Genomic DNA, 16,346 nt, shown 5'->3' on the forward strand with positions numbered 1-16,346 from the left:
ATTCTTCCATATAATAAGCTAGTACAATAATAGAATTAAATGGAGGAATTGTGTTGGAAACTGAGAAAAGATGGTTAAAACTTTACCCCGACCAAATAGCCAAAAATGTCTACTATCGGGCAGATACTCTCCCACAATTATTAGAAAATGCCGCAAAAGAGTATGCAAAGCATAAAGCCATTCATTTTATGGGAAAAGAAATGACTTTTAAAACACTATACAAAAAAACATTAAAATTAGCAGCATATCTACAAAATTTAGGGATAGAAAAAGGGGATAGGGTTGCTGTAATGCTTCCAAATATTCCTCAAACAGTTATTAGCTTTTATGCGATTTTGCAGGCGGGAGCTATTGTAGTTCCGGTAAATCCTTTGTATCAAGAAAGAGAAATAGAATTTATATTGAAAGATTCAGGTGCGAAAGCAGTTATTACATTAGATATGCTTTATAACAGAGTGGAGAAAGTGAAGGAGCAAACAGATTTAGAACATATCATTGTAACTTCTATTAAAGATTACCTTCCATTTCCAAAAAATATTGTCTATCCTTTCGTGCAAGCAAAAAAGCAGGGAAAGCCTCCAATTATTCCATCATCAAAATCCACTCATCTTTTTACCCAAACAATAAAGAAGAACTATAAGCTTAAAGAAGTATCGATTAGTTTTGAAAAAGATATAGCAATCCTGCAATATACAGGAGGTACGACAGGATTTCCTAAAGGAGTTATTCTAACCCACCAAAATTTAGTTTCAAATACCTCTATGTGTAGACAATGGCTATATAAGATGGAAAAAGGCAAGGAAATCATGCTTGCAGTAATGCCATTATTCCATGTGTATGGTCTTATGACAGTCCTTGTTTTATCTGTGATGGAAGTGTATAAGATGATTCTTGTTCCAAGATTTGACGCAACAGATCTATTAAAAACAATCCAAAAACAAAAAGCGACTATCTTTCCAGGCGCACCTACTATTTATATTGGATTAATGAATCATCCAGATATTAAGAAATACGATCTTTCTTCCATTAAAGGAGCGATAAGTGGATCTGCTCCATTACCAGTCGAGGTTATCGAAAAATTTGAGCAAAAGACAGGTGGAAAGATTGTAGAGGGATATGGATTAACAGAAACATCTCCCGTTACCCATGTGAATTTCCTTTGGGACAATGAAATAGTGAAAGGAAGCATTGGTGTGCCATGGCCTGGAACAGATGCTGCAATTTTTTCCATAGAAACAGGAGAAATGTTACCAGTAGGTGAAGTTGGAGAACTTGGTATTAAGGGACCACAAGTAATGAAAGGCTATTGGAATAATGAAGAAGAAACCGAGAAAGTTTTAAAAGATGGCTGGTTATTAACAGGTGATATCGCATATATGGATGAAAAAGGTTATTTTTATATCGTCGATCGAAAAAAGGATATTATCATTGCCAGTGGATTTAATATTTATCCACGTGAAATTGAAGAAGTCTTGTATGAACATCCAGCTATTATGGAAGCATCAGTTGTTGGTGTAAAAGATCCTTATAGAGGAGAAACGGTTAAAGCATTTGTCGTTTTACAAGAAGGCATGACCGTGACGGAAGAAGAATTGAATAAATATATGCGCAGCAAGCTGGCGTCGTTTAAAGTTCCTCGCATCTATGAATTTAGGAAAGAACTTCCAAAAACGGCAATTGGTAAAATATTGAGAAGACAATTAAAGGAAGAAAGTGAAGAAATAAATGAGTAATAAAGCATTGCATCTAGTTGTCTTATTATCGAGGACCATTTCACCTGAAGCATCTTTAGTGCTTGATTCTGGACAAGTTTTTGTGGAAGACGATAACTTCATCATCAACCCGCCAGATGCAATTAGTTTAGAAGAAGCATTGCAATTTAAAGAGAAATATAATACCGAAATTACAGTGTTAATGATAAGCGGAAAAGAAGGGGAGAAACAACTAAGAGCTGCTTTAGCTATGGGAGCAGATCGGGCTGTTTTAATAGAATGTCACCCATCAGAAGATGAAGCGCCATCCATAGCTAAAAAAATCGCTGAATATTTGCGAGAGATTGACTTTGACATCATCTTAGCAGGAGATTTTTCTACAGATGGAGCAACTAGTCAAGTAGGACCTCGAGTTGCTGCCTTATTAGATATTCCCTTTTTTACCAAAACAGTCAAAATCGAAAAAGAGGAAGAAAGCGCCATATTAAAACGAAACACGGATGGGGACATAGAAACATTTTGTGTTGCTTTTCCTTTCTTAGTCACCATTCCACAAGGATTACATGTTCCACGTCTGCCCTCACTTGCTGGAATTATGAAGGCAAAAAAGAAACCCTTAGTGTATAAGCAGTCAGAAGAAATGGCATTAAAAGAAAAATCGAAACAGTACGCATACCCTAAAATGAAACGAAAGCAGACAATCTTTCAAGGAGAAACACAAGAAAAGGTAATGGCGTTAGCAAAATTGTTAAAGTCATTACATGAATAAGTGGAGGAATTAATAATGAAAGATAAAATTATTATTTTGGGCGAATATCAACAAGATAAAATTTCCTCCATCACCCTTGAGTGTATTTCAGCTGCAAAGCAACTACAAGGGGAGGCGGAGATTATCCTTTTATTAATGGGAGAAGATAGAAAAAAAGATGCTTGCGAATTGCAACAATATGATGTTGATCAAATTGTTTTAGTGGAGCATCCTTTGCTTTCTAGATTCTCAAATGAACCTTATGCTAAAGCACTTTTATCCGTATGGGACCAACTTAATCCTGCTATCCTTCTGTGGGGACACACAGATATAGGCAAAGCCATTTCTCCCTATTTAAGTGAAAAATTAGATATTCCTTTGTATTCGAATGTAGAGAGCGTTGAATATAATGAAAAAAGGTTATTCTTAACTCGACCTGTTTACTCTGGAAAATTAATAGAGAAAATAGAAGTAAATACGCCCACTTTTTTTCTAACAATTAAGCCGAAAAAGTGGAAAGCTTCACAGAAGAAGTTAGAAAGGAATTGTACGATTCGTTCCTTAAAAGTAAAAATTGATAAATCTATTCCGACTTTAATTGGACTAGAACAAAAAAAGCAGCAGACGCTTAATTTGGAGGATGCAAAGATTATTGTTGGTGCGGGTAGGGGAATTCAGAATGAAGAAGGGTTTGCTCTGATTAATCAATTAGCAAAAACTATTGGTGGAACGGTTGGTGTATCAAGAGGAGCTGTAGAATTAGGTGTATGTGATGCATCAATGCAACTTGGTCAAACAGGTAAAACGGTAGCTCCTGATCTTTATATTGCTTGCGGTATTTCCGGAGCCATCCAACATTTAGTTGGTGTTACATCAGCCAAAACGATCATAGCCATTAACAAAGATCCTCATGCGCCTATTTTTGAAGTAGCCGATTATGCAATTGTAGGAGACCTCTTTGAAATAATCCCTGCCTTAATGAAAGAATGGGACAATCCAACAATCGAAATATCTTGAATGTATTATCAAGTTATAGGGGAAAATGATATTTGAAACATATTATTAGTATCATTCTTGAAAGCATGGTATACTTTCGATATTGTTAGATTATCAAATAAGGAGGCAAATAATAAATGGCAATTACACATGCAACAGATCAAACTTTCCAAGAAGAAACAGGTTCAGGTGTAGTACTAGTAGATTTCTGGGCTCCATGGTGTGGACCTTGTAAAATGATTGCTCCTGTTCTAGAAGAACTAGATGGAGAAATCGGAGAAAGTGTAAAAATCGTAAAAGTAGATGTAGATGAAAACCAAGGGTCAGCATCTAAATTTGGCGTAATGAGCATTCCAACATTACTAGTTCTTAAAGATGGTGAAGTTGTAGATAAAGTAGTAGGTTTTCAACCTAAAGAAGCTCTTTCAGAATTATTATCTAAACATGTTTAATAAAGAATTTAATCTTCTTTGAAGAGGAAATAACTGTAGACACACTCAGAAAATGAGGAAGTGTTTACAGTTTTTTTATTGGTGGAACGAAGGATGAATGTAGAGATGTTTCTGTAAATGGTGGGTTCTGGGGAGGGATAAAGACCACAAGTAAGAGGAAAAGCAAGAAAAGAGGCGTTCATAGAAGGAATGAAAACCACAAATAATAGGAAAAACAAATAAGTGGCATTCATCGAGGAAATATCTCAACCAATAATTAATTTATCAAAAAGGCAAAACCCATCCAATCCCATCCAATCCGAATCCAAAAATAAAACCGTTCTCATAAAATATTTCCATCCTATACTTTTTCCTTGATGATTCGATGAAATTCTCTATAATTAGAGAAGATAGTATATATGTTCGTTTGTTTAGGTTTGCATGCTGGGAGGGAAAACATTGAACGATATCATTAAAAATAAATTAATGATCTTACCTGATCAGCCTGGTTGTTATTTAATGAAGGACCGACAAGGCACGATTATTTATGTTGGAAAAGCAAAAGTGCTGAAAAATCGGGTTCGTTCCTATTTTACAGGCTCTCACGATGGAAAGACATTAAGACTAGTCAATGAAATAGAAGATTTTGAATATATCATAACCTCTTCCAATATCGAAGCGCTTATTTTAGAAATAAATCTGATTAAAAAGCATGATCCAAAATACAATATTATGTTGAAGGATGATAAAAGCTATCCGTTTATCAAATTAACGGCAGAAAAACATCCAAGACTCATTACAACGCGAAATGTAAAGAAGGATAAAGGAAAGTATTTCGGTCCATATCCGAATGTACAAGCGGCTAATGAGACGAAGAAGCTTCTTGATCGAATCTATCCTTTACGGAAGTGTAATGTATTACCAGATAGAGTATGTTTATATTACCATTTGGGGCAATGTCTGGCTCCATGTGTGAATGAGGTTAGTGAGCAGGAATATAAGAAAATGACGGATGATATTACAAAATTCCTAAATGGTGGGTACAAAGAAATAAAAAAAGACTTGTCCGAAAAAATGATGGCAGCATCAGGAGAATTAGATTTTGAACGCGCGAAGGAATATCGCGATCAAATTGCCCATATTGAAGCAACAATGGAAAAGCAGAAAATGATGATGACGGATTTAGTGGACAGAGATATTTTTGGCTATTCCTATGACAAAGGTTGGATGTGTGTTCAAGTATTTTTTGTTCGGCAAGGGAAACTAATTGAACGAGATGTTAGTATGTTCCCTATTTATCAAGAGCCGGAAGAGGAAATGTTGACTTATCTAGGACAATTTTATGATAAAGCCAATCATTTTAAGCCAAAGGAAATTTATCTTCCAGACGATATACAAGGGGATATTGTTGAACAGTTATTAAAGGTAAAAGTAACAAAGCCACAAAGGGGACAAAAAAAGGAACTTGTTTTATTGGCAAATAAAAATGCGAAAAATGCCTTAAAAGAAAAGTTTGCCTTAATCGAAAGAGACGAAGAGCGGACAATAAAAGCGGTTGAAAACCTAGGGAAGCAAATCGGTATATATACTCCGCTCCGAATTGAAGCTTTTGATAATAGTAATATTCAAGGGACAAATCCTGTGTCTGCAATGATTGTATTTATCGATGGAAAACCGTCGAAACGAGAATACCGCAAATATAAAATTAAGACAGTAACAGGTCCAGATGACTACGAATCGATGCGTGAAGTAGTTCGTAGAAGGTATCAACGAGTTTTAAAAGAAGGATTGCCACTGCCAGACTTACTTTTAATTGATGGAGGCAAGGGACACTTAGAGGCAGTTAGAGAGGTTCTGCTAGACGAATTGAGCTTAGATATTCCAGTTGCGGGATTAGTGAAAGACGACAAGCACCGTACCTCACAGCTGCTATATGGAAATCCCTTAGAGATTATTCCACTGGAGCGAAATAGTCAGGAATTCTATTTATTGCAGAGAATCCAAGATGAAGTTCACCGTTTTGCGATTACGTTTCATCGTCAATTAAGAGGGAAAAATGCTTTTCAATCTATATTAGACGATATTCCTGGCATTGGGGAGAAACGTAGAAAATTATTGTTAAAGACTTTTGGTTCAGTCAAGAAAATGAAAGAAGCCTCGATGGAAGAGTTCTTAGAAATTGGAATACCAACAAATGTGGCGGAACAGCTACTTGCTAAATTACAAGAATAGAAAATAATGTTTGTTGGAATGAAAACATTATGCTATAATGATGGCAACTTATAACTTAATAAGTGAAGGTAGAGGTGCGAACTTCAATAGTAATAATTCGGAGAAGAATGAGCTTCAGAGAAGAATTATGAAAGGGATAGATCGCCGAAGTAAAGAAAGCTCTCATGGCTTTTTTTACTGGTTTTGCATTGAATAAATGTAAGATTGTCAAAACAAGGAACTGTTTTGGAGAGCTATCTCACTGTTTGTGCGAATTAATACTATTATTGGCCTGCACAGCAATGAGATATTTCTCATTGCTTTTTTTAATCCGTTTTTTCTGGAATTTAAAATTATTGGAAAAGAAAAGGAAATACATAAATAAAAAGCAATGAGAAAGAAAAAGAAACCTCTAAGATTACAAGAAGGTAGGGAATGACTTTGGGTTTAGTTGTACAAAAGTTCGGTGGAACATCAGTAGGTAGTGCTGAAAGAATACTACATGTAGCAGAAAGAGTAATGGAGGAAAAAAATCGAGGCAATGATGTAGTTGTTGTTGTTTCTGCAATGGGGAAAACAACAGATTCCCTTGTGACGCTAGCAAATGAAATAAATCCAAAGCCGTCCAAACGGGAAATGGATGTATTACTATCAACTGGAGAGCAGATTACAATTAGCCTTCTTAGCATGGCGTTACAGGCAAAAGGCGTTGACGCTATTTCTTATACTGGTTGGCAAGCAGGAATAGAAACAGAGGACGTTCATGGCAATGCTAGAATCTTAAACATGCAAACAGAAAAAGTTCAAAAGCAAATTCAAGATGGTAAAGTGGTTATTGTCGCAGGATTTCAAGGAGTTACAGAAGCTGGTGATATTACCACACTTGGTCGCGGTGGTTCTGATACAACAGCAGTTGCCATTGCAGCAGCGCTAAAAGCGGATAAATGTGACATTTATACAGACGTAACCGGTGTTTTCACAACAGATCCTCGGTTTGTTAAAAATGCTAGAAAGCTATTAGCTATTTCCTACGATGAAATGTTAGAATTAGCGAATTTAGGGGCAGGGGTTCTGCATCCAAGAGCGGTAGAATATGCAAAAAACTATCAGGTTCCATTAGTGGTCCGCTCCAGTATGGAACAAGAAGAAGGAACAATCATCGAGGAGGAAGTTTCAATGGAACAAAATTTAATCGTACGTGGAGTTGCGTTTGAAGATAATATTACGAGTGTTACGGTATTTGGATTAAAAAATCCGTTAACAAGTCTTTCTACTATTTTCACAACACTTGCATCTCATCATATAAATGTAGATATTATTATCCAAAGTCTTACTAATGATCAGCTGACAAACCTATCATTTTCCATTAAAGATAGTGATTTAGAAGAAACCTTAAAAGTATTAGAAGAAAATAAGAGTGTACTAGGATATGATAAAGTTACTTCTGAACAAGGCTTAGCCAAGGTATCTATTGTTGGTTCTGGAATGATTTCCAATCCAGGTGTTGCAGCAGATATGTTTAAAGTATTATCAGCTGAAGAAATTGTTATTAAAATGGTGAGCACATCAGAAATTAAAGTTTCCACTGTTATCGAAAAAGAGAATATGGTTAAAGCAGTAGAAACATTGCATGATGCGTTTGAATTAAGTAAAATTCCAGTGAATGCATAAAAACAAAAAGCCGCTTCTTTCCAAAAGCTTGGATTAGGGAGCGGCTTTTTAGTTTGATTTTCAAAAATGGAAAATAGAAAATTTTGTTATGAAAACGCTTAATATATATGGTAAGATATAAAAAGAGGAATATTTTACTATAAAGGAGGTTCTGCTATGAAGAAAATGAGTTGGAATAGGGTAAAAAGAACTAAGGAGAAGAGCAAAACAAGATTTAAAATGAAGTTGAAAACCAAAATGATTATTTCTTTTGCACTAATATTAATTATTCCAAGTTTAATTATTAGCACGTTTTCATATATAAAAGCGAGAAATGAAATGGAAAATCAATTTTTAAATACTTCGTCTGAAAACGTAAAAATAGTCGACAATATTATTAGGAATACATTAGGCACCAGTATCTATCAAACGGTGATTTATTCGGAAAAAGTTAATTTTGATGAATCAGAAGAAAGTTATTCGACGGTAAAGACAGAATTTGATAAATACATGGAAATGAATCCAGAAATTGAGAGCGTTTTCTTTGGTTCTAAAGAAGGAACACTCATCCAATCTCCGAATAGTATTCAAGGAAAAGGCTATGATCCAAGGAAAGATGCATGGTACACAAACGGGATGGAGAAAGAGGGGGTTGTTTACGTTTCTAGTCCCTATACTTCGATTGCTACAGGCAGTTTAGTTGTGGCTGTTTCTAAACAGACGGAGGATAAAAAAGGTGTAGTAGGAATGGAAGTTAGCTTAGAGCGAATAAAAAGCTTGGTTTCAGATGTAAAAATAGGTGATAAAGGCTATATCATCATTTTAAATCAAGATAAAAAATATATTGTACATCCAAAGGAAGAAGCCGGTACAGCTGCTGAACAGACAGTGTTTAATCAAATGTTCGACAAAAATGAGGGAAGCATCGATCTAGCCGATGGAGAAAATAACTATATTCTGCAATATATAACGAATGAAACAGTAGGCTGGAAAATCACTGGTGTTGTAGATAAGTCAGAAATTAATGATATGACTTTTCCTATTTTGTATCAAACTGTTCTAGTAATTGTAGTGTCGTTATTAGTAAGCGGATTCTTTGTATTCTTGCTCATTAATTCCTTTATTAGACCATTAAATAACTTGAAGGAAACAGCAATAAAAATGAGTGAGGGGAACTTAACAGAGAAAGTAGACATTTATAGAGAGGATGAAATAGGCCAAGTAGCTCACGCGTTTAAAAATATGGCAAAAAATCTACATAGTATCATTAAAGATGTAAACGAAAAATCGGAACATATTGCCGCTTCGTCTGAGCAATTGCTTGCAAGCTCTGATCAAACAGCATCTGCATCTGAATATGTAGCTGGAGCATTGGAGGAAGTTTCAAGTAAGGCCGAAATACAGAAGGATAATTTAATGGAAAATTCTAATGCATTAAAGGAAATAGAGAATCATGTTAATAAAGTTGCCGAAAATGCAAAAATTGTTTCCACATTGACAAATGAGACAGTCATTCAGGCACAAGAAGGAGAGAATACGGTAAACAATACGCTGAGCCAGATGAATGAAATATATCATTCCGTTGAAGCATCGAATCAGCAAATTCATTCCTTACAAGAACACTCGCAAAGAATAGAATCTATTGTAGAGACTATTAGTGGAATAGCTAACCAAACAAATTTGCTTGCCTTAAATGCAGCAATAGAAGCTGCAAGAGCAGGTGAGCATGGAAAAGGATTTGCCGTAGTTGCGACAGAAGTTGGAAAACTTGCCAAGCAGTCAGAACAATCTGCGCAAGAAATTGCCGATATTATTACTAACATCTTGACGAATACAAAAACAACTGTTGACGGGATGGAAACAGTTACAAAAAGTGTTCAAAAGGGAATACTGGCATCCGAGCAAACTTTTGAAGCCTTTAGTGGCATTATTCATCGTGTAAAAAACATTTCACCACAGATGACGGAAGTTGCTAATCTGTCTAATCAAATAGCAGAGCAGGTACAAATGGTAAGTATATCAGCAAATGAATTATTAACCATTTCAAGCGAGAATGCAGCTTATTCTGAGGAAATGGCAAGCTCAACCGAAGAACAATTAGCTGCAATGCAAGAAATAAAAGCAGCAGCCAGCTCATTATCAGATGTAGCAGTCGAACTCCAAGAAAAAATAAATGCATTCATCATTTAAAAAACTCCATATGACGTAAGGAACTGATAGAAAATTCCTACGTCATATGGAGTCACCTCATTATTCCACTACTGAATCTTTACTATCCCATCGAACAGTAATGGTAACTTTATGATTTTTTCTTTTTGGGTCTTCAAAGGCTTCAGTAATAACATTTTTTGTCTGCTCATATTGCTGAGCTAAATATCCTGCTTCTAGTTGAAATGTGCATTTCCCTTTTTCCTTTAATCTTTTTTCAATGAGTTCGCTGGATAAATGATAGGTAATTTCATTTTTGGTTTGTTTCACGACTTCTAAATTACCCCATCCGACTTTTTGAAAAAAAGCATAAGCTTCTTCTATTGCCTGTAAAGGAAATAAGCGAGCAATACGTTTACCTGCCCAATATAAAAGATCAGGGGTTTCACGGCCTAATAATTCTGGGATAAGTATTTCTCGAATTAATTCATATCCATATGCGGGAACAGTAAGCGGATCAGCAGCTTCCACCTGTTTTTTTTCTTCTACGGATGTTAAATTACTCAATATGCTCTCCTCTTTCTACCATTCTATTATATTCACTTACTTAGAAGAAGTAATCTCCTTAAAAAGTCATCATATTAAGTCATGAAGGATTATTCCATACAATAATTAATGATGTAAAAAAGTATGGATTCCAATAAAATAGAATAAAATATATTGTCTAAATAGTATACTGTATAAACGAAAAAAAATCATAAGAAAAGAGAATGATTTTTTAATTTAGCAATGCCAAACACTCTTGAAAGCTCATTTAGTAGGTTATAACTTTTTCATAAAAGTTGCGAACAGCAGGGAATCAAATTCCTGTAAGAAAGGAGGAAAGGGGAGAAAAAGCAGGCAAAACAAGAAGTTGCAGTCCCCAAACCAATATCAAAATATTAGGTTGCCTTAATCAAAATTTGTATTAAAAATATTTTCTAAATGGCTTTGTTGTTGATTCTATTATTTGATTTGCATATTAAATTTATTCGAATAATAGAAAGGAGGAAATTTTTACTTTTTTTCACATATAGATAGAAAAAAAGCGAAAGAAAATTTATTTAATGTATCCGTTTTCTTGACCGCATTTTTTTTTAAGAGTACAATTAAATTGTCACTAAATTGTAAGAATTTTTGGTTATGTTATCGCTTTATGGGCAAAGGGAGTATGTCATCAATTAGGGGGGAATTTTATGGCAGCAAATCGAGAGTTTTTATTCAGAAGGCTTCACTCTTTATTAGGGGTAATTCCCGTAGGGGTATTTTTAATCCAACATTTAGTTGTCAATCATTTTGCAACTAACGGTCCAGAATCTTTTAATAAGGCAGCTGGATTTATGGAGCATTTGCCTTTTCGGTATTTTCTTGAAATTTTTGTAATATTTTTACCAATATTGTATCATGCAATTTATGGAATCTATATTGCGTTTACAGCCAAAAATAATACAAAAAATTATGGATACTTTCGAAATTGGATGTTCTATATCCAAAGGGTGACAGGGATTATCACATTAATATTTATCGTTTGGCATGTATGGGAAACAAGAGTGGCTGCACAATTAGGGCAAGAAGTAAATTATGAGATGATGAGTGAAAATTTAGCTAATCCATGGATGTTAGTATTCTATTTAGTAGGAGTTATCTCAACAATTTTCCACTTCTCTAATGGATTATGGTCCTTCTGTGTTAGTTGGGGTATTACGGTTTCTCCTAAATCGCAACGAATTAATACATATGTAACACTAGGAATTTTTGTTGCATTAACAATTGTAGGTGTACGAGCAATTTTTGCATTTGTTTAATAATAGTAGATTAATAGAGCAATAGATGAGGGAGTGAACGTTTGTTATGAAGAAAGGGAAAGTTATCATCGTTGGCGGTGGCTTGGCAGGATTAATGGCAGCAATCAAAGTAGCAGAAACAGGGACTCCTTTAGAACTGTTTTCCCTTGTGCCTGTAAAAAGATCACATTCCGTTTGTGCTCAAGGTGGAATAAATGGAGCGGTAAATACGAAGGGGGAAGGAGATTCTCCTTGGGAACACTTTGACGATACAGTGTACGGTGGGGACTTCTTAGCAAACCAACCGCCAGTTAAAGCAATGGCTGAAGCTGCGCCAGGAATTATCCATTTGATGGATAGAATGGGTGTTATGTTTAACCGGACACCAGAAGGATTACTTGACTTCCGTCGTTTTGGAGGAACTCAATATCATCGAACAGCATTTGCCGGAGCAACAACTGGACAACAGTTACTTTATGCATTAGATGAACAAGTAAGACGTTATGAAGTCGATGGGCTTGTGGTAAAGTATGAAGGCTGGGAATTCCTTGGAATTATCACAGATGATGAAGGGGTATGCAGAGGAATTAAAGCACAAGATTTAAAGACAATGGAGATTAAATCCTTCCCTGCAGATGCTGTTATTATGGCAACAGGAGGTCCTGGAATTATTTTCGGAAAATCTACGAACTCCATTATCAATACTGGTTCAGCAGCATCTGTTGTTTATCAGCAAGGAGCTTATTATGCAAATGGTGAATTTATCCAAATTCATCCAACTGCAATTCCAGGTGATGATAAACTCCGTTTAATGAGTGAATCAGCTCGTGGGGAAGGCGGCCGTATCTGGACGTATAAAGATGGGAAACCATGGTATTTCTTAGAAGAGAAGTATCCAGCTTATGGAAACCTTGTGCCAAGGGATATCGCAACCCGCGAAATTTTCCATGTTTGTGTCGATCAAAAGCTCGGCATCAATGGGGAAAACATGGTGTATTTAGATCTATCTCATAAAAATCCAAAAGAGCTTGATATTAAGCTAGGCGGCATTATCGAGATTTACGAAAAATTCACTGGCGAAGATCCACGTAAGCTTCCGATGAAAATTTTCCCTGCAGTTCATTACTCCATGGGTGGATTATGGGTGGATTATGATCAAATGACGAATATCCCAGGCCTATTTGCTGCAGGAGAATGTGATTATTCTCAGCATGGAGCCAACCGTTTGGGAGCAAATAGCTTACTTTCGGCAATTTATGGCGGCATGGTAGTAGGTCCAAATGCGGTTAAATATATCAGTGGATTAAGCAAAAGCGCAGAAGATTTATCATCTGCTCTATATGATTCAGCTATGAAACAAGAAGAATCCAAATGGCAGGATATCATGAAAATGGATGGAACAGAAAATGCCTATGTTCTTCATAAGGAATTAGGAGAATGGATGACTGACAATGTGACAGTTGTTCGTTACAACGATAAGTTGCTTGCAACAGATGATAAGATTCAAGAGCTATTAGAGCGTTATAAAAATATTAATATTAATGACACGGCAAAATGGTCGAATCAAGGAGGCGTATTTACTCGTCAATTAGAGAATATGCTTCAGCTAGCACGTGTGATTACCCTTGGTGCATACAACCGAAATGAGAGCCGTGGAGCACATTATAAGCCGGAATTCCCGGAAAGAAATGATGAAGATTTCTTAAAAACAACAATGGCTAAATTTGTTGGTGGAAACAAGGCGCCAGATTTCCATTATCAAGAAGTGGATACCTCCTTAATCAAACCGAGAAAAAGAGATTATTCAAAGCAAAAAGAGGGAGTGAAATAAAATGGGGGAGCAAAAAACAGTAACGTTACAAATTGAAAGACAAGATGACCCTAATTCACCATCTTATGTAGAAGAATTTACTTTGCCGTATCGTCCTAATATGAATATAATTTCTGCATTAATGGAGATTCGCAGAAATCCTGTCACAAGCGACGGGAAAAAAACATCTCCAGTAGCTTGGGATATGAACTGTTTAGAAGAAGTTTGCGGAGCTTGTTCAATGGTTATTAATGGAAAACCACGCCAATCCTGTACGGCGCTAATTGATCAATTGGAACAGCCGGTTCGTTTAGAACCAATGAGAACATTCCCAGTCGTCCGTGATCTTCAAGTGGATCGCAGCCGAATGTTTGATAGCTTGAAGAAAGTAAAAGCATGGATCCCGATTGATGGTACGTATGATCTTGGACCAGGCCCAAGAATGCCAGAAAAAAAACGACAATGGGCATATGAGTTATCGAAATGTATGACTTGCGGAGTTTGCTTAGAGGCATGTCCAAACGTAAATAGCAAATCAGATTTCATTGGACCAGCGCCACTTTCTCAAGTTCGTCTTTTCAATTCTCATCCAACTGGAGAAATGAATAAAGAAGAGAGATTGCAAGAAATTATGGGAGATGGTGGACTAGCTAATTGTGGTAACTCACAAAACTGTGTGCAGTCCTGTCCAAAAGGAATTCCATTGACTACATCGATTGCAGCATTAAACCGTGAAGCAACTTTTCAAGCGTTTAAGGATTTCTTTGGTAGTGATCATTAATCAAAGAGGCTGGGACAAAAGTATTTCAACCAACAACAAACACGAACTTTAATGTAATTAGATTGCATTATAGTTCGTGTTTGTTTTTTAGAAAAAGGTTTAAAAACGAAGTGGAATGGAGCGGAGGACGCTCGACTCCTGCGGGAAATAGAGGAAAGGCTGAGACCCCGCAGCGCAGCGAGGAGGCTTAGCTTCCTCCCCGGCGCATCGTGCGTCTGTAGCGCAATGGAACGACTTAGTTTTTACACTTAACTAGATTTAAAAACATAGATAAAGTAGCTTTATTTAAGAGTTAAATTAAAGATTGTTCGTCTTTAAAGATTAGTTATTTAGTTTTGTCCCAGCCTCTTCTTTACGTTTGATACTTTGTCATATATTGATAATAAGCATTGGCAAATTCCTTTGCTATATATTGTTCTTCTAAAGATAGCGTAGGTAATTTGTTTTCCAAATAAGAGCAGATACTTTCCATTTGTTGAATACTTTCCAAAAAAATTGTCCGATCTCCGTCGTTTTCTATATCTGATATTTTTTGCTCATAATCATAGTGATAGAACGTATCATACACTTCGCTATTGCATGAGGATAAAGCTATTTTTCTTTGCAGGCAAGAAAGACATATTCCACACGGAAGAATAGCTCCATTTCTACTCATTCGTACACAGCTTATCGTGTTCTTAATTTGGATTTTATACTCTTTAGGCAAATCAAGCATGAGAGACTGAACAGATTTCAAAAGTATAGGAGTTTGAATTTGCAAATGAAGATCCAAACCAGCATAAATATCATTTAAATGTTTAAATGTATTCGGATGCATTGATTTTTTCCATATATTAAAACCATTTGAAGGATCTGGATTCATTTTACTCAGTTGGAAAACATATACATACTTCCCACCGTTGAAAAATGTTTTTACAGCAGCAATCGAAACCAGTAGACAGAGGCTAACTGATGATTGTTGCTTTCTAATTTTCTTGGAAATCGCTGAATTTAAGGTAATAATCTCAGTAGAATCTGTTCCTTTACTCCTCAGGAAGGAGGCTAGTTTCCCTTGCTTTGATTTTTCATTTTCCTTATTTACTAGTCTAATATAATCGGAGGCAGTAGAAGACTTTGCATTTTGCGCAACACCAATGATGGAATCTAAATCATCTAAAAACAAGGTTACATCATGCTGATTAGGCAGTAAAAACGAAGGTGAAAGAAGATCAGTATCGATTGGTTGGAATTGAAGATGAAGAGGTTCATCCAATATCCAAGCTATTAGTTTTTCTAGTAGTGGTCTGTTTTCTTCCCAAAGGATTGCATGGAATACTGGAATAATTAATCTATTATCCTTTTTTGCTTTTTTTGATTGGTGTTCAAAATAAAATAAGGCTCCCATTATGGTAACGATGTCAATACAACTAGTACCTTCTCCTTCATAATCAAAATATGTATCCTGAAGTAGCTCCTGATGTAATTTAGTCAAGAATTCAATGTTTAAGTCCATTATTATCACCAAAACTTAGAGATTTACAAGTGCAATTTTCTTTCCATTATACCATTAATTTTTTAGGAAGTTTATTATGACTCCTTTTCCTCGGAATGTTTGGCCATAATGCTGGAGATTGCATCTCCATTAAGCTTATTGAAAGAATGCTGATAAACCCTTTTATTTTCAGATTATACATATAAGTATAAGCAACATCTTTTTCATCATGGAAAATGACAATCGCATGAAATCCAAACATGGCGTAGTGAACCTCGATTTTTTTTATAGCCTTTTGCTTGTAATGTCTTATATTGTAAAGATGATTTTCAACAGCTCTTTTCACTTGTTCCTTATTATTGGCAAAACTGTTTGTAGCCTAGATGGAAGCACTTAGAATAAAAATGACTATAACGGAAATTACGAACTGATATGCTTTTTTCATTCATTGCCTCCTTGGTTTAAATACGGAAATATATACTAATTATACAATGGAATTCTTTTCTAAATACATAATAAAAAGAGGGAATGGAAAAGAAAAAATTAAAAAGGCAAAAACCTTTCC

General features: G+C 35.6%; 13 protein-coding genes and 1 riboswitch. Of the genes, 10 read left to right on the forward strand and 3 right to left on the reverse strand.

The features are described 5' to 3' along the window. Positions 1-53 precede the first annotated feature (53 nt). The 7 genes from QQZ16_RS07970 (at position 54) to QQZ16_RS08000 (ending at position 9,938) form a co-directional block, all read left to right on the forward strand. Positions 54-1,733 carry a long-chain-fatty-acid--CoA ligase gene (locus QQZ16_RS07970; RefSeq protein WP_031534790.1) on the forward strand — a complete coding sequence of 560 codons (1,680 nt, stop codon included), beginning with the start codon at positions 54-56 and terminating at the stop codon, positions 1,731-1,733. Next, positions 1,726-2,481: an electron transfer flavoprotein subunit beta/FixA family protein gene (locus QQZ16_RS07975; protein ID WP_081836536.1), complete on the forward strand. Its 756-nt coding sequence runs from the start codon at positions 1,726-1,728 to the stop codon at positions 2,479-2,481. Before QQZ16_RS07970 ends, QQZ16_RS07975 begins: the two co-directional genes overlap by 8 nt. Before the next feature lie 15 nt (positions 2,482-2,496). Continuing rightward, entirely contained in the window at positions 2,497-3,477 is a 981-nt protein-coding gene (locus QQZ16_RS07980; protein WP_031534786.1) for an electron transfer flavoprotein subunit alpha/FixB family protein, read from the forward strand. A 116-nt stretch (positions 3,478-3,593) separates the two neighbouring features. Then, positions 3,594-3,908: a thioredoxin gene (gene trxA / locus QQZ16_RS07985; protein ID WP_235247860.1), complete on the forward strand. Its 315-nt coding sequence runs from the start codon at positions 3,594-3,596 to the stop codon at positions 3,906-3,908. 420 nt (positions 3,909-4,328) lie between these two features. Then, positions 4,329-6,119: an excinuclease ABC subunit UvrC gene (gene uvrC / locus QQZ16_RS07990; RefSeq protein ID WP_414630335.1), complete on the forward strand. Its 1,791-nt coding sequence runs from the start codon at positions 4,329-4,331 to the stop codon at positions 6,117-6,119. Positions 6,120-6,180: 61 nt separating this feature from the next. Continuing rightward, a riboswitch (Lysine riboswitch) is annotated at positions 6,181-6,363 on the forward strand. A gap of 176 nt (positions 6,364-6,539) precedes the next feature. Then, positions 6,540-7,769 carry an aspartate kinase gene (locus QQZ16_RS07995; protein WP_235247895.1) on the forward strand — a complete coding sequence of 410 codons (1,230 nt, stop codon included), beginning with the start codon at positions 6,540-6,542 and terminating at the stop codon, positions 7,767-7,769. Between the two features lie 156 nt (positions 7,770-7,925). Beyond that, the gene (locus QQZ16_RS08000; protein WP_048717219.1) at positions 7,926-9,938 is read left to right on the forward strand and encodes a methyl-accepting chemotaxis protein; all 2,013 of its coding nucleotides are present in this window, start codon (positions 7,926-7,928) and stop codon (positions 9,936-9,938) included. Between the two features lie 60 nt (positions 9,939-9,998). Here QQZ16_RS08000 and QQZ16_RS08005 read toward each other — a convergent pair whose 3' ends face one another. Beyond that, a complete protein-coding gene (locus tag QQZ16_RS08005) occupies positions 9,999-10,463 on the reverse strand; it encodes a YslB family protein (protein ID WP_031534776.1) in 465 nt (154 codons plus the stop codon). 668 nt (positions 10,464-11,131) lie between these two features. Here QQZ16_RS08005 and QQZ16_RS08010 point away from each other — a divergent pair. Genes QQZ16_RS08010 through sdhB form a run of 3 tightly spaced genes read left to right on the forward strand, consistent with a single transcriptional unit; the run spans position 11,132 to position 14,310 of the window. Further along, positions 11,132-11,740, forward strand: coding sequence for a succinate dehydrogenase cytochrome b558 subunit (locus tag QQZ16_RS08010; RefSeq protein ID WP_031534774.1), 609 nt, complete (start codon positions 11,132-11,134; stop codon positions 11,738-11,740). Between the two features lie 46 nt (positions 11,741-11,786). Then, entirely contained in the window at positions 11,787-13,550 is a 1,764-nt protein-coding gene (gene sdhA / locus QQZ16_RS08015; protein ID WP_235247858.1) for a succinate dehydrogenase flavoprotein subunit, read from the forward strand. A gap of 1 nt (position 13,551) precedes the next feature. Continuing rightward, positions 13,552-14,310 carry a succinate dehydrogenase iron-sulfur subunit gene (gene sdhB, locus QQZ16_RS08020; protein WP_031534770.1) on the forward strand — a complete coding sequence of 253 codons (759 nt, stop codon included), beginning with the start codon at positions 13,552-13,554 and terminating at the stop codon, positions 14,308-14,310. 352 nt (positions 14,311-14,662) lie between these two features. Here the strand turns inward: sdhB and QQZ16_RS08025 are convergent, their stop codons facing one another. After that, a complete protein-coding gene (locus tag QQZ16_RS08025) occupies positions 14,663-15,802 on the reverse strand; it encodes a 7-cyano-7-deazaguanine synthase (protein WP_235247855.1) in 1,140 nt (379 codons plus the stop codon). 46 nt (positions 15,803-15,848) lie between these two features. Continuing rightward, positions 15,849-16,127 carry a hypothetical protein gene (locus QQZ16_RS08030; protein WP_284561258.1) on the reverse strand — a complete coding sequence of 93 codons (279 nt, stop codon included), beginning with the start codon at positions 16,125-16,127 and terminating at the stop codon, positions 15,849-15,851. Between the last annotated feature and the right edge of the window lie 219 nt (positions 16,128-16,346).

This window comes from Bacillus sp. T2.9-1, assembly GCF_950097965.1.
In the GTDB taxonomy this organism is placed as follows: domain Bacteria; phylum Bacillota; class Bacilli; order Bacillales; family Cytobacillaceae; genus Niallia; species Niallia hominis.

What these genes read in the sequence shown, in the direction of transcription:
- sdhA (WP_235247858.1), top strand. Translation starts at nt 11,787, where the DNA reads ATGAAGAAAGGGAAAGTTATCATCGTTGGCGGTGGCTTGGCAGGATTA.
- QQZ16_RS08025 (WP_235247855.1), bottom strand. Translation starts at nt 15,802, where the DNA reads ATGGACTTAAACATTGAATTCTTGACTAAATTACATCAGGAGCTACTT.
- QQZ16_RS07980 (WP_031534786.1), top strand. Translation starts at nt 2,497, where the DNA reads ATGAAAGATAAAATTATTATTTTGGGCGAATATCAACAAGATAAAATT.
- QQZ16_RS08000 (WP_048717219.1), top strand. Translation starts at nt 7,926, where the DNA reads ATGAAGAAAATGAGTTGGAATAGGGTAAAAAGAACTAAGGAGAAGAGC.
- uvrC (WP_414630335.1), top strand. Translation starts at nt 4,329, where the DNA reads ATGCTGGGAGGGAAAACATTGAACGATATCATTAAAAATAAATTAATG.
- trxA (WP_235247860.1), top strand. Translation starts at nt 3,594, where the DNA reads ATGGCAATTACACATGCAACAGATCAAACTTTCCAAGAAGAAACAGGT.
- sdhB (WP_031534770.1), top strand. Translation starts at nt 13,552, where the DNA reads ATGGGGGAGCAAAAAACAGTAACGTTACAAATTGAAAGACAAGATGAC.
- QQZ16_RS07975 (WP_081836536.1), top strand. Translation starts at nt 1,726, where the DNA reads ATGAGTAATAAAGCATTGCATCTAGTTGTCTTATTATCGAGGACCATT.
- QQZ16_RS08010 (WP_031534774.1), top strand. Translation starts at nt 11,132, where the DNA reads ATGGCAGCAAATCGAGAGTTTTTATTCAGAAGGCTTCACTCTTTATTA.